Genomic DNA, 21,499 nt, shown 5'->3' on the forward strand with positions numbered 1-21,499 from the left:
TTCCGTACTTGCGTTCTTCAGTATAGAGAATACTATTCTCGCTAGGCGATAGCATCTTCTCACGCCAGACTGCTGGAAGGACGGGACGTGACCGAGCCGCCCGCGCTCGTGTTCGAGGAACGGCGATTCACCCTGCCGCAGCTCGATGCGCTGGCCGCCGGGCTGGCCCGAACCCTGGATCGGATCAACGTCGCTGCAGGTGAGCGAGTTGCGCTGATGGCGTCCAACCGGCCGGAATTCGTCGCCGCCCTGCTCGCGATCTGGCGGCTGGGCGCGGTGGCGGTGCTGATCAGCCCGGCGTGGAAGCGCCACGAGGTCGACCATGCGCTGGCGCTGACCGGTCCGGCCCACGCCGTCGGGGACCATCCCGTGCTGGCCGGTTTGATGCCGATGTTGCACCTCGACGAACCCGTCGCCGCCGCGGAGCCGACGTCGTGTTCGGTGCCGCCGAAGGGCGACGCGGTCCTCGTCTTCAGCTCCGGCACCACCGGCCTGCCGAAGGCCGTCCGGCACACCCACGCGTCGTTGGGCGTGGCGATGCAGCAGTGGCGCGACGCGCTGCGGCTGACCCGGGACGACCGCATCCAGATCGCGACGCCGCCCTCACACATCCTGGGCCTGCTCAACATCCTCACGGCCCTGCAGATTCGCGCGTGGATGCGGTTGCATCGCCGCTTCGACATCGATCAGATCCTGCGCCACATCGAAAGCGACCGCATCACAATCGAAATGGCGGTCGCCCCCATCGCGCTGGCCATCGCCTCGCATCCCGGCCTCGAGTCCTACGACCTGTCCTCGCTGCGCTTCATCATGTGGGGCGCGACGCCGGTCAGCGCCAACGTCGCCGAGGCCGTGACCCGGCGGACCGGCGTCGGGTGGGTGCCCGCGTACGGGACCACGGAGCTGCCCGTCATCGCGTGCAATCCGCTCGACGGGGCCCGCCTCGACGCGGTCGGGCGCCCCGTGCCGGGTGTCGACCTGCGGGTGGTCTCGCTGGAGACCGGCCAGCCGGTGGGCGCGGGCGAGGTCGGCGAGATCCACGCGCGATCGATGTCGCTGATGGCCGGCTATCTGCCGGACGAGGCGACCGGCGAGGCGATGTGCGACGGCTGGTACCGGACCGGGGACGTCGGCTGGCTCGACGCCGACGGCTGGCTGCGGATCACCGATCGTCTCAAGGAGATGATCAAGGTGCGCGGCTTTCAGGTCGCGCCGGCCGAGATCGAGACGGTGCTGCACGGCCATCCCGCCGTCGAGGATTGCGCGGTGTTCGGGGTTCCCGACGGGATCAACGGCGAAGCGATCGTCGCCGCGGTGGCGGCGCGCGCACCGGTTGATGCCGCCGACCTCATCGCCAGCGTGGACGAGAGGCTAGCGTCCTACAAACACCTGAGCCGGATCGTGTTCGTGCCCGATATCCCTCGCCTGCCCTCGGGCAAGGTGCTGCGGCGAGTGCTGAAGGAGCGCTATGGATGTACGTCTGACAGCTGAACAGCGGCAACTGCGTGACGCCGCCGCCAAGCTGGCCGACGACCTGGGCCCCGGGGCGGTGCAGGATCTCGATGACCAGAGTCGAATCACGCGGTTGGACAAGCAGATTGAGATGACCGGCTGGCGAGAGTTGCGATCCGACGGGGCATCCGGCGTCGAAGTTGCCATCGTCGCCGAGGAATTCGGCCGCCGACTCGTCGACGCACCGTTCCTCGGACCGATGCTGGCCGACGATCTGGCGCGGTACCTCGGTGCCGAGAGCGAGGGCTTGACCGTCGCAGTGGACGACCGGGTGATCGACGCCCGGGGCGCTCAGCGCGCCCTCTCGCTCTCTAACACTACGATCCTCGCGGCCGATGTCGGTGATGTCCGGACCGGAGCCGACTTGACCCGCGCCGAGGCGAGCACGGCGGGGTCGCCGGTGACGCTCGGTGAGGTATCCGCCGACGTCGCCGCGCGGTGGCGCGCGCTGGCGCTGGTCACCACGACGGCGGACCTGGTCGGAATCGCCCGGGGCGCCCATGCCGTCGCGGTCGACTACGCGAAGATCCGCGAGCAGTACGGCAAGCAGATCGGCTCCTACCAGGCCATCGCCCATTTGTTGGCCGAAAGCCTTGCCCTGATTGAAGGTTCGGTGAGCGTGTTGCGCCATGCCGCGTGGGCGGTAGACGAGCTGACGCCCGCCGAAGCCATTCGAGCCGCTCAGGTCGCAAAGGTCTATTGCGCGCGCGCCACCCGAACCGTCTGCGAGACTGCCGTGCAGGTGCATGGCGGCATCGGCAATACCTGGGAGTGCGTGGTGCACGTCTACCTGCGGCGCGCGTTGACATCGACCGAGCTGTGGCCGGTAACGCTGAAGGAGATCGACCTTGGACTTTCGTGACTCAGACCAGGAGGCCGCTTTCCGGGAGCGGCTGCGATCGTGGCTTTCCGTGCACGCCAAGGAGTTTGCCGGCTCCGGTGACGAGTATTGGGTGCGCATGGCCGACTGGCATCGCGCCCTCTACGAGGGTGGCTTCTTCGGCCTGTCCTGGCCCCGCGACTGGGGCGGGCAGGACCTGCCGCCGGTGTACGACGTCATCGTCGACGAGGAGCTGGTGCGCGCCGGTGCCCCGCCGCGCCCCAGCGTCGGCTATCTGGTACACGGCATCGGCAGGCACGGCAGCGACGAGCTGCGCAAGCGCTTCCTGCCCGGCATCATCAGCGGCACCGAGCGCTGGTGTCAGGGTTTCAGCGAGCCGGGAGCCGGATCGGATCTGGCCTCGCTGACCACCACCGCCACCCGTGACGGCGACAACTACGTGGTGCACGGGCACAAGATCTGGACCAGCTACTCCGACGTCGCGGACTGGTGTTTGCTGCTGGCCCGCACCGACCCGGAGGCCAAACGCCACCGCGGCATTTCGGCGTTCGTGATCGCGATGAAACAGCCTGGCGTGCAACAGCGCCCGCTGCGCATGATGAACGGGGTCACCAACGAATTCGGCCAGGTGTTCTTCGACGGCGCAGCCGTGCCGGCGGATCGGATGGTCGGCGCTCCCGGTGACGGCTGGGCGGTCGCCATGACCGTCGTCGGGCACGAGCGCGAGCCATCCACGCTGGGCTACGCGGCCAGATACGGCAAGCTCGTCCGAGAGTTGTTGGCGCGCAACGACGGCCCGGTGCCCGACGAGCTGGCGTGGGCGGCCGTCGGGTCGGAGATGCTGACGCATCACGTCCGGCGGCGACTATCCGAACAACTGGACGGGGTGTCGCACGGGCCCGAGGGCTCGCTCGACAAGCTGCTGATGACCTGGGTCGAACAATCCGTGGGGCACGCCGCGCTGGCCGTCACGGGCACCCGCGATCCCGATCTGCTCAGCGCCTATTTGTACAGTCGTGCGCAGAGCGTCATGGGCGGGACATCACAGATACAGAAGAACATCATCGCTTCGCGAATCCTGGGATTGGGAGTCTGAATGTACCACATGCCAGCCGAAATCGACGTCCGTGCCGACGGTGCACTGCGCATCATCACGCTGAACCGGCCCGACTCGCTCAACTCCGTCAACGACGACCTGCACGTAGGGCTCGCGCGGCTGTGGCAGCGGCTGACCGACGACCACACGGCCCGCGCCGCGGTGATCACCGGGGCCGGCAGAGCGTTTTCGGCCGGCGGCGATTTCTCGTATCTCAAGGAACTGTCGGCCGACGCCGATCTGCGCGCCAAGACCATCCGGGACGGCCGCGAGATCGTGCTGGGCATGGCGCGGTGCCGAATTCCGGTGGTGGCCGCGGTGAATGGCCCGGCCGTCGGGCTGGGCTGCAGCCTGGTCGCGCTGAGCGACATCGTCTACATCGCCGAAGACGCCTACCTCGCCGACCCGCACGTGCAGGTGGGTTTGGTGGCCGCCGACGGGGGACCGCTGACCTGGCCGCTGCACATCAGCCTGCTGCTGGCCAAGGAGTACGCGCTGACCGGCACCCGGATCGGCGCGCAGCGCGCCGTCGAACTCGGCCTGGCCAACCACGTGGTAGCCGACCCGGTCGCGGAGGCAATTGCTTGCGCCAAAAAGATTCTCGAGCTACCCCAGCAAGCCGTGGAAAGCACCAAGCGGGTGCTCAACATCCATCTGGAGCGGGCGGTCCTGGCCAGCCTGGACTATGCGCTGTCGGCCGAAAGCCAGTCGTTCGTAACCGAGGACTTCCGGTCGATCGTCACCAAGCTGGCGGCGGGCAAGAACTGATCAGTCATGCGGGCGCAGGAACTCGCGCATCACCTGATCGAACCGGTCCGGCTCCTCGATGAACGGCATGTGGGCGCTCGACTCGAACAACTCGAATTGCGAACCCGCTATGCGCCGGTGGATTTCCCACGCGTGTTCGGGCACGCACTCGTCGAACCTGCCCGCAAGCACCAACGTCGGCAAGGCGATTTCTGATAGCCGGTCGAACACGTCCCAGCTGCGGATGGTCCCGACGATGTGAAAGTCGCTGGGCCCGAACATCGTTTCGAAGACCTCGGCTCCCATGTTCCGGAACGCTTCCTCGAGTTCTCTGGGCCAGGGACGGACCCGGCACAGATAGGTTTCGTTCCACGTCCTGATCGCCGCCTGATAGTCGGCCGCGTGCGTGGTGCCGGCGGCCTCGTGACGGTCGATGGCGGATTGGGTCGCCGGGTCCAGCTCGGACTTCAACCGGGCGACCATCTGTGCGAATTGCGGTATGGACGCGATGCTGTTCGAGATGGTGAGGCTGACGGCTCCCGACGTCACGTCTAGCACATATTGTTGCGCGAGCATCCCGCCCCACGAGTTGCCGAAGACGTGAAAGCGGTTCAGCCCCAAGGCTCGGACCACGGCGTCCATTTCGGCCACCGAGCGTTCCATCGTCCAAAGCTCTGGGTCGGAAGGGGATTCGGAGTTCCCGCAGCCGAGTTGGTCCCAGAAGATGACCTCGCGCTCGTCGGCCAAGCGTTCCAGCGCCCGCAAGTAGTTGTGCGGTAAACCCGGCCCGCCGTGAACCACGAGCAGCGGGAGACCGGCCCCGCCGCCGACGCGGTTGAACCAGACGTTCCCGCCCGGGACCGCGATACGCCCCTGAGTCATGCACCTACCATCGCAAATCCACACGCTTGCCGCCTCGCACCGCTCCTTGCAACTCTGACTCTCAAAATGAGAGAATAGTGTTCTCATGAATGTGCGGATTGGCTTCCGGGCCCCGCAACGCGCTCGCTGAACTGGAGAGAACCGTGCCTGAAGCCGTCATCGTGTCCGCCCTGCGCACCCCGATCGGCACCGCCCGAAAGGGAACGCTGCGCGACACCAGCGCATTTGACCTCGCGAATCACGTCGTCTCCGAGGCCGCCGCGACGCTGGACACCGCGCAGGTCGACGACGTGATCCTGGGCGAGGGCCTCTACGGCGGCGGGGTGCTGGCCCGCCACGCGGCCATCACGGCGGGCCTGCCGCAGGTGCCCGGTTTGGCCAACAACCGGCACTGCGCGGCCGGGCAGGCGGCGGTGCAGAGCGCGGCGGCAAGCGTGCGGGCCGGGATGGATCAGCTCGTCATCGCCGGGGGTGTGAACTCGGCGTCGACGTCGCCGCGCTCACGCATGCAACTGGACGGCGAGTGGGTCGACTGGTTCCCGCCGACGCACCCGGACCGTCCCGACGCGCCCAACCTCGACATGTCGATCACCGTGGGGTGGAACGCCGCGGTCAAGGCGGGCGTGAGCCGCGAGGAGATGGACGCGTGGGCGCTGCGGTCGCACCGCAACGCCATCGCCGCGATCGATGAGGGCCGCTTCAAAGAGGAGATCGTGCCGATCGAGACGCCGCATGGATTGTTTTCGGTCGACGAGCATCCCCGTCGGGACACCAGCATGGAGAAGTTGGCCGCGCTCAAGCCCCTGCATCCGGAGATCGAGGGCTTTTCGATCACCGCCGGCAACGCCTGCGGCGCCAACGACGGTGCCGCGGCGTTGACCATCGCCAGCGACCGGCTCGGGTTAGCCGCGCTCGCCACGGTGCGGTCCTGGGCGTCCGTCGGCGTCGACCCGGCGATCACCGGCTTGGCGCCGGTCGAGGCGATCCCGAAAGCCCTAGGGCGTGCGGGGCTTTCGATCTCTGATGTGGACCTGTTCGAAATCAACGAGGCATTCGCCGCGATGTGCGTGGCCACCGTCAAGATCCTCGATCTCGACCCGGACAAGGTCAACGTCAGCGGCAGCGGCTGTTCGCTGGGGCACCCGGTGGCGGCGACCGGAGCCAGGATGCTGGTCACCCTGGTGCACGAATTGCGCCGCCGCGGCGGCGGAATCGGGGTTGCGGCCATGTGTGCGGGCGGCGGGATGGGCTCCGCGACGGTCATCGAGGTCGCTGCTCCATAATGCCCCAATGACCATCGCCGACCTGATCACCGGAGCCCGCAACGGGTCTCCGCGGGCGGCGGGTCGGCTACTCAGTCTGGTCGAGGGCGAGCGCCGCGACGAGGTGCTGGCAAACATCGGGTCCGCGCCGGCGTTCGCGGGCCCCGTCATCGGCATCACCGGACCGCCGGGCGCGGGTAAGTCGACGACGATCGCGGCCCTGGTCGGCGCCTACCGTGAGCGCGGCCGCCGCGTGGCCGTGCTGGCCGTGGACCCGTCGTCGCCGTTCAGTGGCGGTGCGCTGCTCGGAGATCGAATTCGAATGGCCGCGCATATCAACGACTCCGACGTATTGATCCGCTCGGTGGCGACGCGTGGCCATCTCGGGGGCCTGGCCGCCGCCGTTCCGGCGGCCATCCGCCTGCTGGGGGCGATCGGTTACGACGTGGTCATGCTCGAGACGGTGGGGGTGGGGCAGTCGGAGATCGAGATCGCCGCCGTGGCCGACCCGACCATCGTCATCCTGAATCCCGGAGCGGGCGACGCCGTGCAGGCCGCCAAGGCGGGCGTGTTGGAGGTCGCCGACATCGTGGTGGTCAACAAGGCCGACCGCGACGGCGCCGAACAGACCATACGGGACCTGCGGGCTGAGACCAAGGCCCCGATCGTCAGCCTCGTCGCCGCTCGCGGGGAAGGGATTTCGGAACTGGTGGCCGTCATCGACGACCATCACCGCAGCGACAGCCGCGAGCGCCGGCTGGCCCGCGCCCGAGCGCAGATCCTGTCGTTGGCGCAAACGCGGCTGCGCACCCGGCCGGATCTCGATCGCCTCGCCGAGGCGGTGGTCGACGGGCGCGACGATCCGTACACGGCGGCCGAACGACTGCTGTCCCCGACGGATCAACAGGATTGAAGCTGCCGAAGGAGTAGTGGTGCGAACCGTCCACATCGAAACGATCCTGCCGACCGACGCCGACCGGGTGTGGTCGGCGATGCTGTCACCGGTCACCTTTCTCTATGTGTGCAAGGGCCTGCTTGGCTTTCCGGCATTGTCGGGACGCTCGGAGAATCTGCGCCTGGGCGAGCGCGGCACGGGATGGCTGTTCGCCTTCCATCTGATACCGGCCTACCGGCACACGATCGAAATCGTCGAGGTGGACCAGGACCGCAAGACGGTACGCACCCACGAGCACGGCGGCCTCCTCAAGGCGTGGAACCACACGCTGCACGTCGAACCGATCGACGAGCGTTCGAGTCGCTACAGCGACACCGTCGACATCGATGCCGGAGCCGCGACTCCCTTCGTCGCGGCGCTCGCGAAGGGGATCTATCGCTACCGGCATCGGCGTTGGCGCAAACTCGTGCGTCGGCACATGTTGCCCGAAGGCCCCGCGTACGCAAGTTAATTCGTCCACCGCGCCGAAAGTGAACTCACTGCGAAAACTGGCCAGATCCTTCGCAACAGCTTCACGTTCGGCGCAAGGCGGAGGCACTGCGTCCGAAAATGCTTGGACCGCCGGCCGCGTTGGCTACTAGCGTGTCCACCGTGAGCCTTGACGCCGTCGCCTTTAGTCAGCAGTGGGCAGAAGCATGGAATGCCCACGACGTGGAGTCGGTCCTTGAGCACTTTCACAACGACGTGGTGTTCACTTCACCGGTTGCGGCCAAGCTCTTGCCGGACACGGCGGGGATTGTGCACGGCAAGGCTGCGCTGCGTCGCTACTGGACCCAGGCGTTGCAGCAGACTCCCAACCTCCGCTTCGACATCGAAGGCGTCTATCAGGGAATCGACACCATCGCCATCGTGTACCGCAACCAAGAGGATGCGCTGGTCTGCGAAGTCTTGCGGTTCAGCGGCGACCTTGTGATCGAAGGCCACGGTACGTATCTCGTAGGCTAGCCTCCCGCGGCGCCGAACGTGAAACTGTTGCGAAAATTGGCCAGATCCTTCGCAACGGTTTCACGTTCGGCGAAGGCAAGGCGCAAGACACAGCTATTGGAGGTCGACGGACTTGCCAGTGGCGGCCGCATGTCCGGCCCGGTAACCAAAAACCATTGCCGGGCCGAGGGTTCCGCCTGCACCGCCGTACGCCCGGCCGGTCGCGCCGGCCATCGCGTTGCCCGCGGCGAACAATCCGGTGATCGGCTCGCCGTTGACGTGCAGCACGCGGCCGTCCGGGTCGGTGCGCGGTCCGCCCTTGGTGCCCATCGCGCCGATGCATACCGGCACCGCGTAGTAGGGCGCGGTGTCGATCGGGCCCAGCGTCTTGCCGGCCAGCGTGGTGGCGCTGTCGTCGCCCCAGTAGCCGTCGTATGCGCTCGATCCGCGGCCGAAGTCGGGATCGGCGCCCGCGGCCACGTGCTGGTTCCATTCCCGGACCGTGCGGGTGAGGCCGTCGGCGTCGATGCCCGTCTTGGTGGCCAGCTCGGCGAGGTCGGCCGACTCGCAGAACCAGTCCGGAACCGGTTGTCCGGGAGCAACACCCAGGAATCCGTAGCGCTGCAGGTGCACCGAGTCGAAGACGATCCAGCCGCGGTCGTTCACGTATCCGCCGCGGGGGTCGAGGTAGTGGAAGGCGCCGGCCATCGAGTTGTAATCGCATGCCTCGTTGACGAACCGGCGGCCGGCCGCGTTGACGATGATGCTCCTCGGCCGGGTGCGCTCCAGGCGCACGCTGCGGCTGCGCGGCTTGCCGTCGATGGTGTCGCCGGGGATTTGCACGATCGGCACCCACCACGCCTCGCCCATGTTGCCCAGCTCCGCGCCGACAGCCATCGCCATGCGCAACCCGTCCCCGGTGTTGTTCGGCGGGGAGACCGCCCCGTGCATCGGTCCGCGTAAAAATGCCTGTGCCAGAACGGGATCCCACTCGAAGCCGCCAGTGCCCAGGACGACGCCGCGGCGGGCACGCACGCTCACGCTGCGTCCCGGCAGGGCCACCCGAACCCCGGTGACCTCCCCGCCCTCGCCCACGAGTTGCTCGGCGCGCGCGTTCACCTGCGGTGTCACCCCGGCATCCAGCAGCCCCTTCAGCAGCCCCGCGATCAGCGCGGTGCCGGCCACGCACAGATGGCTGGTCCGCTCGTCGATGGCCGCGTGCAACCGGGCCCGCGTCTCGGCATCGAAGCCGACGTTGGACCAATCGGCGGGAAACAACGTGATCCGGGTGGCCCATTCGCCCAATTGCGCGAGATCGAACGGGACCGCGCTGAGCGATCGGCCGCCCGTAGGTTGTCCTCCCGGCAGCTCCGGCTGGTAATCGGGAAAGCCGGTGGCGATCTCGAAGCGCAGACCGCTGTGCGCCTCGACGAAGTCGAGCATCGCCGGGCCGGTGCGCACGAACGTCTCGACCAGAACGTCGTCCATCGAGCCAAGGGACTGCGCGCGCAGATAGCGCAACGCGTCCGCTATCGTCAATTCCCCGTCGGGAGAACGGTTATGGGCCGGGATCCACACGATGCCGCCCGACACCGCGGTGGTCCCGCCGACGGTCGGTGCCTTCTCGAAGACGGCGACGGATGCGCCGGCGGCGGCCGCAGACAGCGCGGCGGTGAGTCCGGCTCCGCCGCTGCCGAGCACGACGACATCGACTTCGGAGTCCCAAGGCATGGACTGATATCCCTTCAGCTCAGTAGCTCGGACAATTGCTTGGCGGCCCTGATGACCGCATCCTTACCTCGCATCACCACATCCTCACGATGGGAAATGAGGTTGATACACGTTGGCGGGGACGGCGTTTGGCGGTGGACCGGCACCGCGAGGCCGTAGGTGTTGGGCTCGATCTCCGCGTACGTCGTCACCCAGCCGCGCTGCCGAGTGCGGGCGACCAGATCCCGTTCGCCGGGGCGCGGGGGCATGCTCGCGAGCAAGGCGATCCCGGCCGCGCCGCGGTCCAACGGATATCGGCTGCCCTCGTGGAAGGACAGCTGGTAGGCCACATGGCTCGGCACGATCACCGCGACCGCCACCTGCTGGTCACCCTCGGCGACGAGCAACGACACCGTGGTGCCGAGATCGTCGGCCAGCGCGCGCAGCGCCGGCAGACTCAGTTGGCGCACGTTGCGGTCGAAGGACGCGCCGAGCACCGCCAGGCCGGCGGCCGGCCGGTACCGCCCGTCCTCTCCCTTGGCCACCAACCGGAATTGGGTAAGCGTCGAAAGCAGGCGATACGCGATGGTGCGGTGCACTCCGACCTGGTCGGCGAGCTGCTGCACGGTGAGCCCGGCCGGGGAATCGGCCACCATCTGCAGCGCCGTCAGGCCCCTGGCCAGGGTTTGCGAGCCGGTGCCAGAACCCGTCACAGCCTTGACAGACCTCCATGCGAGAGCGAAGCTCTAATATATAACGCACATCAATGTGCGATATTAGCACAATGCAAGGCTACCGGCGGAGAGGAACCGTGGCGGAGTTCGAGAGCATATGGAGCGATCTCCAGGGCGTCGCGTTTTCGCAGGGTTACCTCATGGCCGGAGGGGCCGGCGGAATCCGCACCCGCTACCTGCGTGCCGGCGATCCCGGCCAGCCGGTGCTGCTGCTGCTGCACGGCTCCGGGGGGCACGCGGAGGCCTACGTCCGCAACCTGGCGGCGCACGCCGAGTATTTCTGGACCTGGGCGATCGACATGCTCGGGCACGGATACACCGACAAGCCGGGCCACCCGCTGGAAGTCCACCACTACGTCGAGCACCTGATGGCCGTGCTGCGCACCATCGGCGTCGATCGCGCCAGCATCAGCGGCGAGTCGCTGGGCGGCTGGGTGGCCGCTCGTGCCGCCGTCGACCATCCGGACGTGGTCGACCGGCTGGTCCTCAACACCGCCGGTGGCTCCCAGGCCGATCCCGCTGTGATGCAACGGATCATCACGTTGTCCATGGCCGCCGCCGAGGATCCGACGTGGGAGACAGTCCAGGCCCGCATCAAATGGTTGATGGCCGACAAGTCCAAGGATTACGACGACCTGGTCGCCAGCCGCCAGCGGATCTATCGCCAACCGGGATTCGTCGCGGCGATGCGCGACATCATGGCATTGCAAGACACCGAGATTCGGGCGCGCAACATACTCGGCCCCGCGGAATACGGGTCGATCACCGCGCCGACGTTGGTGTTGTGGACCAGCGACGACCCGACCGCCGACGTGACCGAAGGGCGCCGCATCGCGTCGATGATCCCCGATGCGCGCTTCGAGGTGATGCCCGGCTGTGGCCACTGGCCCCAGTACGAGGACGCCAAGACCTTCAACCGCCTGCACCTCGACTTCCTGCTGGGGCGCTGATGGAGGTCGACGTTGTGGTCGTCGGCGCCGGGCCGGTCGGGTTGACGTTAGCCAATATCCTTGGCCTGCAGGGAGTCAGCACGCTCTTGGTCGAGGAGCGGGACACGCTCATCGACTACCCGCGCGGGGTGGGGCTGGACGACGAGGCTCTGCGCACGTTCCAGTCGATAGGCCTGGTCGACCGCGTCCTGCCGCACACCGTGCCTAACCAGATTCTGCGTTTCGTCGACGCCAAGCGCCGGGTGCTTGCCGAAATGGCCCCGCCCGACGCGCGTTTCGGCTGGCCCAAACGCAACGGCTTCGTGCAGCCGCTCGTCGACGCCGAATTGCTCGTCGGCCTGGACAGATTCGAGCATGTCGAGGTGTGGTGGGCCCGCCCGATGGTGGCCTGCGCGCAAGACGACGACGGGGTGACCGTGGAGCTCGGCGGCGACGGCGACACCTCGACCGTGCGGGCGCGTTACGTCGTCGGGTGCGACGGCGGCCGCAGCATGACCCGGCGAATGATGGACGTCTCCTTCGACGGAACGACGTCGCCGACCCGCTGGCTGGTCGTCGACATCGCCAACGACCCGCTGGGGCACCCGAACAGCGAGGTCGGCGCCGACCCCGAACGCCCGTACGCCTCGATCTCGATCGCGCACGGAATTCGCCGCTTCGAGTTCATGATTCACGCCGACGAGTCCGACGAGCAGGCCGAGGACCCGGCCTTCCTGACCCGGATGCTGGCGCGCATGGTGCCGCACCCCGACCGGGTCGACGTGATCCGGCGGCGCGTCTACACCCACCATTCCCGGATCGCCGGCGCATTCCGCAGGGGCCGGCTATTGCTGGCCGGCGACGCCGCGCATCTGATGCCGGTGTGGCAGGGGCAGGGCTACAACAGCGGCATCCGGGACGCGGCCAACCTCGGCTGGAAGCTCGCGGCGGTGGTCAACGGCCAGGCCGCCGACGCGTTGCTCGACACCTACGACGTCGAGCGCCGCAAGCACGCGCGGGCGATGATCGACCTTTCCACCATGGTCGGTCGCGTGATCTCGCCGACGAACCGGCGGGTGGCGACGGCGCGAGACCTGCTCGTGCGATCCGCGTCAATTGTGCCCTCGCTCAAGCGATATGTGCTGGAGATGCGGTTCAAGCCGATGCCGCGTTACGAGCAGGGCGCGGTTGTACACAACGCGCCGCGCCGGGCCGAATCGCCGGTCGGCACCCTGTTCACCCAGCCCCGCGTGGATACCCGTAGCCAGCACAACATCCTGCTGGACGACGTGCTGGGAAATTGGTTCGCGGTGCTGTGCTGGAACAACAACCCGCGCGAGATCCTCGGCGAAAAGTCGTTCGCGGCGTGGAAAGCCATGGGAGCGAGGTTCATTGCGCTGCGGCCCTCGACTCAGCTGCACTGGACCGGGCACGACGACCCCGATGTCGTGGTCGTCGGCGACCCATCCGGCGACGTCAAATCCTGGTTCGACACGCACCCGGAATCGGTGGTGTTCCTGCGGCCCGATCGGTGCGTCGCGGGCGCCTGCATCGCCCAGCGCGCGCCCGAGCTGAGCAAAGCCCTCTTCGATGCCCTCGCGCTCGCCCCGGGAGGGGGTGATCGCCGAAGTGGCTCTGGCTCTGTGCTGTATGTCCCACAGTCCGCTCCTGAATCTTCCGGGGCCGTCGCGGGACCTGCTTGACGACGTCGAGGGCGCGATCGCGCGGGCGCGCGCGTTCGTCGAAGATTACGACCCCGAGCTCGTGGTCATCTTCTCACCCGATCACTACAACGGGTTCTTCTACAAGGTGATGCCGCCGTTCTGTATCGGCCTGAGCGCCAACGGTGTTGGCGATTACGGCACCCACGCCGGTCCCCTGAATGTGCCCGAGGAGCTGGCAACCGAATGCGCGAAGACCGTGCTCGCCGCGGGCGTCGACGTCGCCGTCTCGGCCAGCATGGACGTCGACCACGGCACCGTCCAACCGCTGGAGCGGCTCTTCGGTGACGCCACCGCGCGGCCGACGATACCGGTCTTTGTCAACGCGATCGCGGTGCCGTTGGGGCCGCTGCATCGCTGCCGCGCGCTCGGTGCCGCCGTCGGCGCCTATCTGGCGACACTGGACAAGCGGGTCCTGGTGATCGGATCCGGCGGGCTCTCGCACAGCCCTCCGGTGCCGACACTGGCGACCGCACCCCCGGCGGTCCTGGAACGGATCGTGCACGGCCGGCCGATGACGCCCGAGCAGCGGCAGGACCGGCAGGCGACCGTGATCGACGCGGCCAAGAACTTCGCCGCGGGCGAAAGCGACCTGCAGCCGCTCAACCCGGCGTGGGATCATCGCTTCCTCGAGATCATCGACGCGGGGCGGCTGGACGACCTCGATCAGTGGTCGAACTCGTTCGTGGTGCACGAGGGCGGCGGGTCGGCGCATGAAATCAGAACGTGGGTGGCGGCTTTCGCCGCCCTGGAATCGGCGGGGCCGTACCAGACCGTGATGCGCTACTACAAGCCGGCCGCCGAGCTGATCGCCGGCTTCGCCATCAGGACGGCGACGCCGCAATGACCGACGGGGGCTTCGATCACGTTGTCGACGTGCTGATCGTCGGATCCGGTGGTGGCGGCATGACCGCCGCCCTCACCGCGCACGCCTGCGGGCTGGACACGCTGGTGGTGGAAAAGTCGTCCCACTTCGGCGGTTCCACCGCCCTGTCCGGCGGTGGCATCTGGGTGCCCGGCGCGCCCGCACAGCGCAGGGAGGGCTACGTGCCCGACCCCGAAGCCGTCGTCGAATACCTGCGCAGGATCACCGACGGCCTGGTCAGCGAGGCGCGCATCCGGCAGTACGTCGAGTCGGCGCCCCGGATGCTGGAGTTCCTCGAACAGCTGTCCGGATGGCTTGAGTTCGTCTGGAAGCCCGGCTATGCCGACTACTACCCGGAGTTGCCCGGCGGCTCCGAACTCGGCAGCACGATCAACGTTCCGCCCATCGACCTGCGCGAATTGGGGCCCGACGAGGACAAGCTGCTCAAGCCGCTGGCGCTCGCGCCCAAGGGAATCTGGCTGGGCCCCAAGGAGCTTCGGACCTTCTATCGGATCAGGCAGTCGTGGGCCGGCAAAGGGGTCCTGCTGAAGTTGATCTGGCGCATGGTCAGGGCGAGGGTGTTCGACGAGCGGATGGCGGCGATCGGACAGTCACTGGCGGCGCGGCTGTGGCTGGCGATGCGGGAGCGCGGCATCCCGCTGTGGCTGGACTCGCCGATGGTCGAGCTGCTCACCGATGCCGACGGATCGGTGACCGGAGTGGTGCTGCAGCGACACGGCGTCAAGCAGCGGATCGGCGCCCACCGGGGCGTCATCCTGGCTTCCGGGGGCTTCGATCACGACCTTGCCTGGCGCAAAGAACAGCTACCCGTCGTGGACCAGGACTGGAGCTTCGGCAACCCCGCGTCCATCGGCGACGGCATCCGCGCCGGCCAAAAAGTAGGTGCGGCAACCGATCTCCTCGACGAGGCGTGGTGGTTCCCGGCGATCCAATGGCCCGACCGCCGCATGCAATTCATGCTCAACGAACGGATGATGCCCGCGCAGTTCATCGTCAACGGCGAAGGCCAGCGCTTCATCAACGAGGCGGCGCCGTACATGGACTTCGGCCACGCCATGATCGACGGCCAAAAATCCGGTGTCACCCACATCCCGTGCTGGCTCATCACCGACCACAGGTCCTGGAACCGCTATGTCATCGGCGGCCACCTGCCGCTGCCCAAAATCCCAGGGGCGCCGGTGCCCACGGGGCGCAAGGTCCCGCCGGCCTGGCTGGAATCCGGCGTGGTCAAGGCGGCGATGAGCTGGGACGAGATGGCGACCAAGATCGGCGTGCCGGCGCGCCAACTCATAGAAACGGCAACGCGTTTCAACGAACTCGCCCGCAAGGGGCACGACGACGACTTCAACCGCGGGGACAGCGTCTACGACAACTACTACGGCGACCCGACGTTGCCCAACCCGAATCTGTACCCGCTGACGGGTCCGCCGTACTACGCGTTCCGAATCGTGCTCGGCGACCTCGGGACGTCGGGCGGCCTGCGCACCGACGAATACGCGCGGGTGCTGCGGTCCGACGACACCGTCGTGCGGGGACTCTACGCGGTCGGAAACACCGCCGCGCCGGTGATGGGCCGCAGCTATGCCGGCGCCGGGGCGACGATCGGCCCGGCGATGACCTTCGGCTTCGTCGCGGCCAAACACCTTGCCGCCCAACCAGCCACCCGAACCGTTAATTCTCATAGGAGGTAACGATGAAAATCTCGCTGTTCTACGAGTTCGCCCTGCCCCGCCCGTGGCAGCCCGACGACGAACGCGTCCTGCTGCAGGAATGCCTCGACGAGGTCGAGGCCGCCGACAAGGCCGGGTTCTCGACGGTCTGGCTCACCGAGCACCACTTCCTCGAGGAGTACTGCCACTCCACCGCGCCGGAGATATTCCTGGCCGCGGCCAGCCAGCGGACCAAGAACATCCGGCTGGGGTTCGGGATCATGCACCTTCCGCCCGCGGTGAATCACCCGGCCCGGGTGGCCGAGCGCATCGCCACCCTGGACCTGCTCTCCAACGGGCGCGTCGAATTCGGCACCGGGGAATCCTCCTCGGTCGGTGAGCTCGGCGGATTCAACATCGACCCCGCCGACAAGCGCGCCCAATGGGAAGAGGCCCTCGAGGTCGCTATCCGATGCATGATCGAGGAACCCTTCGCGGGGTTCAAGGGCGAGCACATCCAGATGCCCGCCCGCAACGTCATTCCCAAGCCGATGCAAAAGCCGCACCCCCCGGTCTGGGTGGCCTGCACCCGGCCGGCCAGCGTGCAGATGGCGGCCCAAAAAGCCATCGGTGCTTTGAGTTTCGCGTACACGGGCCCCGGCCCGCTGACCGAGCGGGTCAACGGCTATTACAAGGAGTTCGAGGAGAACGGTGTCCCGATCACCCCGCAGATCAACCCGAACATCCTCGCGATCGGCGGCGACCTGTCGATGATGGTCGCCAAGACCGACGATGAGGCGCTCAAACGGCTCGGGCAGGGCGGCGGCTTCTTCTCGTTCGGCATCATGCACTACTACATGACCGGCATTCACACCCCCGGGCGGACCGGAGTGTGGAAGCGCTACCTCGAAGAGGTCGAGAAGGACCCGACGCTGGCGTACGGCCCCGGACGCGGCGCGATCGGCTCTCCGGCCACCGTCCGCGAGTTTCTGCGCGGCTACGAAGACAGCGGCGTCGATGAGATCATCCTGCTGCTCAACCCGCGCAGCCACGAGGGCACCATGGAATCGATCGAGTTGATGGGCAAAGAGGTGCTGCCCGAGTTCATCGAACGTCACGAAAAGGCGGTGGCCGACAAGGCCGCGCGGTTGGCACCCGTCATCGAGAAGGTGGAGGCGCGGCGCCCCGAATCGACGGCACCGCAATTCGACGAAAACTACTCCTTCGGTGGCCTGCCGACCGGGCGCGGCGGTAAGTTCACCGCCAGCGAGATCCCCGAAGCCATGGCGGAGATCAACGAGGGGCGTGTCCAGGCGGCGCGGCGCGCCAAGGAGCAGGAGCAGGGCAAGTGATGCCGGAAGCGGGTTGAGTGTTGAGTCAGATCGACGAGCTCTGGCGCTACGACGGCCGGCGCGCGGTCGTGACCGGTTGTGCGTCGGGCATCGGCGAACACGTGGTGCGCCAGCTCACCGACCTCGGCGCCGACGTCGTCGGTCTGGACAAACACCGGCCGGCCTTCGAAATCAACGACTTTCACGAGGTCGACCTCGCCGACCCGGGATCGATCGATCGCGCCGCGGCGTCCATCGGCGGGCGGGTCGACGCGCTGTTCAACGTCGCCGGTGTCTCTTCGGGGGTCGGCGATCCGCCGCTAGTCGTCGCGATCAACTTCCTCGGCCTGCGGCATTTCACCGAGGCACTGATTCCCCGGATGGCCGAGGGGTCGGCCATCGTGAGCGTGTCCTCCCTGGCGGCGGCCGGATACCGGGAACACCTGCGCGACGTGGCGCCGCTGCTGAATACCGCGACGATGCAAGAGGGCATCGACTGGTGCCACGATCACCCCGACGAGCTGACCGGCGGCGGCTACCAACTGTCCAAGGAGGCGGTCATCCTCTACACCATGCGAAGCGCCACACCGCTGGGCGCGCGGGGCATCCGCATCAACTGCACCGGCCCCGGGGTCACCGAGACGCCGATCCTCGACCAGCTGCGGACCGCGTACGGGCAGGGTTTTCTCGACGACATCCCCAAGCCGTTGAGGCGCGTCGCCGGCGCCGCCGAACAGGCGTCGGTTCTGCTGTTCCTGAATAGCCGTGCAGCCAGCTACATCTCGGGCCAAGTCGTCTGGGTCGACGGCGGAAACGTCGGCGCTGCGATCGCCCGTGAACTCGAGGAGGGAAGGGCCCCGTGGCCAGCGTGACCGAATTCCGACAGGTCGCCCGCGACGTCTCCAACTGGGGGCGATGGGGAAGCGACGACGAGCTGGGCACGCTGAACTTCATCACGCCGGACAAGGTTGCTCAAGCCGCCAGCCTGGTCCGGCACGGCAAGGTATTTCCGCTCGGGGTGGACTTCGGGGCGTCGGGACCGCAGGGCGCCTTCGAGTTCCGCCACAACCCGGTGCACGTCATGACGATCGACGGCGGCGATGTGAACACACTGGCCAGGTACGGGCCCGGGTGGGCGCGTAACCCGTTGGCGCAGCAGCTGAGTCAATACATGGCGGAAAACCCGTTCCGCTTCAACGACGACATGATCATCATGCCGCTGCAGGCCGCCACCCAGTGGGATGCGTTGTCCCACGTCTACTACGACGACAAGCTCTACAACGGTTTCCCGGCGGGGTCGGTGACCAGCATGGGCGCCTACCACTGCGGCATCGACAAGGTCGACGGCAAGGGCATCACCTCGCGCGGGGTGCTGCTGGACCTGGTTCGCCACCGCGGCGCGGAGGTCTTCCTCGAACCCGGCAACCCGATCACACCGGAGGAACTCGACGACGTGGTTCGCGCCCAAGGGGTGACGATCGGGCGCGGCGACATCGTGCTGATCCGAACCGGTTGGTGGACAAGGTTTCTGCAGACCGGCAACAAGATGGAGGGCTACTCCGGGTTGGACTGGCGATGCGCCTCGTGGCTGCACGACCATGAGGTCGCCGCGGTCGCCGCCGACAACCTGCAGGTCGAGGACCTGGTGTCCGGCGTCGACGGGGTCTTCCTGCCGCTGCATTTACTGTGCCTGCGCGACATGGGGCTGATGTTCGGCGAGTACTGGGACCTCACCGCGCTGGCCGATGACTGCGCTGCCGACGGCGTGTACGAATTCCAGCTCACCGCACCACCTTTGAGGGTTGTCGGCGCCGTCGGGTCGCCGGTGAATCCGATCGCGATCAAGTGATGCACCGCAAGACCACGCTGGTCGACGGGCTGGCCACCAGCTACCTCGAAGCCGGCGCCGGCGACCCGGTGGTGCTGCTGCACGGCGGCGAGTTCGGCGCCAGCGCCGAGCTCGGCTGGGAACGCAACATCGCCGCGCTGGCTGATCGCTATCGCGTGTTGGCCCTCGACCAGCTGGGGTTCGGGCAGTCGGCGAAGGTAATCGACTTCGTCGACGGCCGCGGCATGCGGATCCGACACGTGGCGCGCTTCTGCGAGGCGCTCGGCATCGACTCGGCGCACTTCGTCGGCAACTCGATGGGTGCCATCAACCTGCTCACCGACGCCACGTCGGATGCGCCGCTGCTGCCGATCCGCAGCCTGGTGATCATCTGCGGGGGTGGGGAAATCCAGCAGAACCGACACTTCGAGGCGCTACAGCAGTACGACGCGACCGTGCCGGCGATGCGGCGCATCGTCGAGGCGCTGTTCCACGACCCGGGCTATCCGGCCGACGACGACTATGTGCGCCGCCGCCACGAGTCGAGCACCGCGCCCGGGGCCTGGGAGGCCGTGGCCGCCGCCCGGTTTCGTCGCCCGGGCGCCGCGCCGTCCCCGACTCCGCCGGCGGCGCGGGCCTACGAGCGCATCGATGTGCCGACGCTGGTGGTCGAGGGGGGAGACGACAAGCTCCTTCCGCCCGGCTGGGCGGCTCAGATCGCCAAGCAGATCGACGGCGCCCGCTCGGCGGTGATCGGCAACGCGGGTCACTGCCCGCAGATCGAACAGCCGGCGGCGGTCAACGAGTTGCTGCTGGACTTCCTGGCGACGGTAGGTCAGAAAACATAGTCCAGGCGGGTCTGCATCCCGGCCTCTTGATGGTAGGTGTTGTGGCAGTGCAGCATCCACGATCCGGGGTTGTCGGCGACCAGAACGGCGAGAACCTTCTGCTTCGGCAGGACGATCACCGTGTCTTTGCGCGCGCCGGGGCTGCCGTCGGCCTTGATCAGCTGGAAGGTGTGCCCATGTAGATGTATTGGGTGATACATCGCGGTCGTGTTGTCGAACGTGATGGTGGGCCGCTGGCCCTCTCGGATCTGCAGGGGATCCGTCTTGCTGTAGGGCTCGCCGTTGATCGTCCAGTTGTACTGGATCATGTTGCCGCCCAATGTGACCGGAAGGTCCAGGCCGGGTTCCGGGCGACCGAGGTTGGCGGGTGTGGTGGCGGTGAACATGTCGATGGTGCCCACGCGCTTTGTCAGTTCGGCCGGTTGAAATCCCGGGTCGGATTGGCTGCCGGCTCCAGTGGAGAGGAACGCGCGCGCCAGGGCGCCCTTGCCCTCCGCGAGCGCGACCAGAGGGAAGACGCCGTCGGCGGCGGTCACGATGACGTCGTAGCGTTCGGCCATGCCGATCAGCAGGGCGTCGACCTGCCTGGGCACCACGGGGTAACCGTCGGTGTGGGTGACCGTCATCGAGTGGCCGGCCAGCGCGACGCGGAAGGCGGTGTCGGAGCCGGTGTTGATGAAGCGGATCCGGATTCGCTGCCCCGGCTTGGCGCTGAAAGTGACCGGGGCCGCGGGAATTCGGCCATTGATCAGATAGTACGGGTAGGCGATGTCGCCCGAGTCGCCGCCAAGCAGGTCGCTCCTGCCGACGCCGGCCGGTGGCGCCTCGGTCGTCGAAGTCGCCGGGGCCGAAGTCGAGGTCGTTTCGGAGGTCGAAGTTGTAGGTGTTGTCGAGGTCGTCTCTGTCGTGGTGGGCGCACTGGACTTGGGTGGGTTGTTCGGGCTCGTGAGTTCGTTGTAGAGCTGTTGCGGGGACTTTCCGACGCCGTCGGTCCAATCGTCAAGCACGACAATCCATTCGGCGTCGTAGTTGCTTTCGGTTGGATCGTCGACGATGACCGGCAGGTAAAGCCCCATGTCGGCGTCCAGCCCGGTGTGCGGATGGGCCCAATAGGTACCCGGCGTCGGGACGGAGAACCGGTAGGTAAAGTCTTGGCCCGCAGCGATGTTGGGGGTCGCGGGTGCGGCCCCGTCCATGTCGTTGCACAGGGCAATCCCGTGCCAGTGCACCGATGTCGGGTGGTCGAGCCGGTTCGAGACCGTGACGACCAGCTCGTCACCGATGCGGGCCCGGATCAGCGGTCCGGGAATGGAATTGCCGTAGGCCAGTGTATGGACGACGGGTCCGCCCAAGTCGATCTGCGCCGGCTGCGGGGCCAGGCTCGCGGTGACGGTGCGCCCGCTGTGCGGGCGGGCCGCCTCGGCCGCGGCGATGGCGGCGGCCATTTGAGCGGCGCTGCCCGTTGCATGAGGCTTCGATTGGCCGCAGGCGGCCAGTGTCAGGCCGCCGGCGATCCCGGCGGCAATGAAGCCGCGCCTGGTGAGCTGCGTCGTCTCGAAGGGGACCCCGCTCGTGGGCAGTTCGGGCATCGATCGCTCCTTGTTGTCGGTCAAACCGTCCCCGGCGCCCTTTTACCGTGCTCGG

The 21,499-nt window shown here is 67.5% G+C and carries 20 protein-coding genes; 16 read left to right on the top strand and 4 right to left on the bottom strand.

The genetic code is table 11. The features are described 5' to 3' along the window. The first annotated feature begins 87 nt into the window (after positions 1 to 87). Genes OQ968_RS01015 through OQ968_RS01030 form a run of 4 tightly spaced genes read left to right on the top strand, consistent with a single transcriptional unit; the run spans position 88 to position 4,217 of the window. Positions 88 to 1,491 (top strand): class I adenylate-forming enzyme family protein, encoded by a 1,404-nt coding sequence (locus OQ968_RS01015; protein WP_324673773.1) that lies wholly within the window; start codon positions 88 to 90, stop codon positions 1,489 to 1,491. After that, the gene (locus tag OQ968_RS01020; protein ID WP_324673775.1) at positions 1,469 to 2,374 is read left to right on the top strand and encodes an acyl-CoA dehydrogenase family protein; all 906 of its coding nucleotides are present in this window, start codon (positions 1,469 to 1,471) and stop codon (positions 2,372 to 2,374) included. Before OQ968_RS01015 ends, OQ968_RS01020 begins: the two co-directional genes overlap by 23 nt. Beyond that, positions 2,361 to 3,449, top strand: a complete 1,089-nt coding sequence (locus tag OQ968_RS01025; protein WP_324673777.1) for an acyl-CoA dehydrogenase family protein — start codon at positions 2,361 to 2,363, stop codon at positions 3,447 to 3,449. Before OQ968_RS01020 ends, OQ968_RS01025 begins: the two co-directional genes overlap by 14 nt. Then, positions 3,450 to 4,217 carry an enoyl-CoA hydratase/isomerase family protein gene (locus OQ968_RS01030; RefSeq protein ID WP_324673778.1) on the top strand — a complete coding sequence of 256 codons (768 nt, stop codon included), beginning with the start codon at positions 3,450 to 3,452 and terminating at the stop codon, positions 4,215 to 4,217. Here OQ968_RS01030 and OQ968_RS01035 read toward each other — a convergent pair whose 3' ends face one another. After that, positions 4,218 to 5,078: a proline iminopeptidase-family hydrolase gene (locus OQ968_RS01035; RefSeq protein ID WP_324673780.1), complete on the bottom strand. Its 861-nt coding sequence runs from the start codon at positions 5,076 to 5,078 to the stop codon at positions 4,218 to 4,220. Between the two features lie 143 nt (positions 5,079 to 5,221). Here OQ968_RS01035 and OQ968_RS01040 point away from each other — a divergent pair, with 143 nt between their 5' ends. The 4 genes from OQ968_RS01040 (at position 5,222) to OQ968_RS01055 (ending at position 8,240) form a co-directional block, all read left to right on the top strand. Then, complete coding sequence (locus tag OQ968_RS01040) at positions 5,222 to 6,361, top strand: thiolase family protein (RefSeq protein WP_324673782.1); 1,140 nt, start codon at positions 5,222 to 5,224, stop codon at positions 6,359 to 6,361. A 7-nt stretch (positions 6,362 to 6,368) separates the two neighbouring features. Further along, entirely contained in the window at positions 6,369 to 7,253 is an 885-nt protein-coding gene (meaB, locus tag OQ968_RS01045; RefSeq protein ID WP_324673784.1) for a methylmalonyl Co-A mutase-associated GTPase MeaB, read from the top strand. A 19-nt stretch (positions 7,254 to 7,272) separates the two neighbouring features. Next, the gene (locus OQ968_RS01050; protein WP_324673786.1) at positions 7,273 to 7,746 is read left to right on the top strand and encodes a hypothetical protein; all 474 of its coding nucleotides are present in this window, start codon (positions 7,273 to 7,275) and stop codon (positions 7,744 to 7,746) included. Between the two features lie 140 nt (positions 7,747 to 7,886). Next, positions 7,887 to 8,240 (top strand): nuclear transport factor 2 family protein, encoded by a 354-nt coding sequence (locus OQ968_RS01055; RefSeq protein WP_324673788.1) that lies wholly within the window; start codon positions 7,887 to 7,889, stop codon positions 8,238 to 8,240. A 93-nt stretch (positions 8,241 to 8,333) separates the two neighbouring features. Here the strand turns inward: OQ968_RS01055 and OQ968_RS01060 are convergent, their stop codons facing one another. Then, positions 8,334 to 9,950: an FAD-dependent oxidoreductase gene (locus OQ968_RS01060; protein WP_324673790.1), complete on the bottom strand. Its 1,617-nt coding sequence runs from the start codon at positions 9,948 to 9,950 to the stop codon at positions 8,334 to 8,336. Positions 9,951 to 9,964: 14 nt separating this feature from the next. After that, the gene (locus OQ968_RS01065; RefSeq protein WP_324673792.1) at positions 9,965 to 10,642 is read right to left on the bottom strand and encodes an IclR family transcriptional regulator; all 678 of its coding nucleotides are present in this window, start codon (positions 10,640 to 10,642) and stop codon (positions 9,965 to 9,967) included. A gap of 98 nt (positions 10,643 to 10,740) precedes the next feature. On the opposite strand from OQ968_RS01065, the gene OQ968_RS01070 reads away from it, so the two are divergent. From OQ968_RS01070 to OQ968_RS01105, 8 genes are read left to right on the top strand one after another with little or no spacing between them, the layout of a single operon-like run. Then, positions 10,741 to 11,613, top strand: a complete 873-nt coding sequence (locus OQ968_RS01070; protein ID WP_324673794.1) for an alpha/beta hydrolase — start codon at positions 10,741 to 10,743, stop codon at positions 11,611 to 11,613. Next, on the top strand, positions 11,613 to 13,295 hold the full coding sequence (locus tag OQ968_RS01075) for a bifunctional 3-(3-hydroxy-phenyl)propionate/3-hydroxycinnamic acid hydroxylase (protein ID WP_324673796.1): 1,683 nt from the start codon (positions 11,613 to 11,615) through the stop codon (positions 13,293 to 13,295). Before OQ968_RS01070 ends, OQ968_RS01075 begins: the two co-directional genes overlap by 1 nt. Then, entirely contained in the window at positions 13,243 to 14,160 is a 918-nt protein-coding gene (locus OQ968_RS01080; protein WP_324673798.1) for a 3-carboxyethylcatechol 2,3-dioxygenase, read from the top strand. Before OQ968_RS01075 ends, OQ968_RS01080 begins: the two co-directional genes overlap by 53 nt. Further along, on the top strand, positions 14,157 to 15,890 hold the full coding sequence (locus OQ968_RS01085; protein ID WP_324673800.1) for an FAD-binding protein: 1,734 nt from the start codon (positions 14,157 to 14,159) through the stop codon (positions 15,888 to 15,890). The genes OQ968_RS01080 and OQ968_RS01085 overlap by 4 nt, the downstream gene beginning before the upstream one ends. 2 nt (positions 15,891 to 15,892) lie before the next feature. Continuing rightward, the gene (locus OQ968_RS01090; RefSeq protein ID WP_324673802.1) at positions 15,893 to 17,200 is read left to right on the top strand and encodes an LLM class flavin-dependent oxidoreductase; all 1,308 of its coding nucleotides are present in this window, start codon (positions 15,893 to 15,895) and stop codon (positions 17,198 to 17,200) included. 20 nt (positions 17,201 to 17,220) lie between these two features. Further along, entirely contained in the window at positions 17,221 to 18,051 is an 831-nt protein-coding gene (locus tag OQ968_RS01095; protein WP_324674990.1) for a coniferyl-alcohol dehydrogenase, read from the top strand. Continuing rightward, a complete protein-coding gene (locus tag OQ968_RS01100; protein ID WP_324673804.1) occupies positions 18,039 to 19,028 on the top strand; it encodes a cyclase family protein in 990 nt (329 codons plus the stop codon). The genes OQ968_RS01095 and OQ968_RS01100 overlap by 13 nt, the downstream gene beginning before the upstream one ends. Further along, positions 19,028 to 19,855, top strand: coding sequence for an alpha/beta fold hydrolase (locus OQ968_RS01105; RefSeq protein WP_324673806.1), 828 nt, complete (start codon positions 19,028 to 19,030; stop codon positions 19,853 to 19,855). Before OQ968_RS01100 ends, OQ968_RS01105 begins: the two co-directional genes overlap by 1 nt. On the opposite strand, the gene OQ968_RS01110 is transcribed toward OQ968_RS01105, so the two are convergent. Further along, complete coding sequence (locus tag OQ968_RS01110) at positions 19,843 to 21,444, bottom strand: multicopper oxidase family protein (protein WP_324673808.1); 1,602 nt, start codon at positions 21,442 to 21,444, stop codon at positions 19,843 to 19,845. The two genes, OQ968_RS01105 and OQ968_RS01110, sit on opposite strands and share 13 nt — an antisense overlap. Between the last annotated feature and the right edge of the window lie 55 nt (positions 21,445 to 21,499).

It is taken from the genome of Mycobacterium sp. 663a-19, assembly GCF_035616495.1.
Classification (GTDB): domain Bacteria; phylum Actinomycetota; class Actinomycetes; order Mycobacteriales; family Mycobacteriaceae; genus Mycobacterium.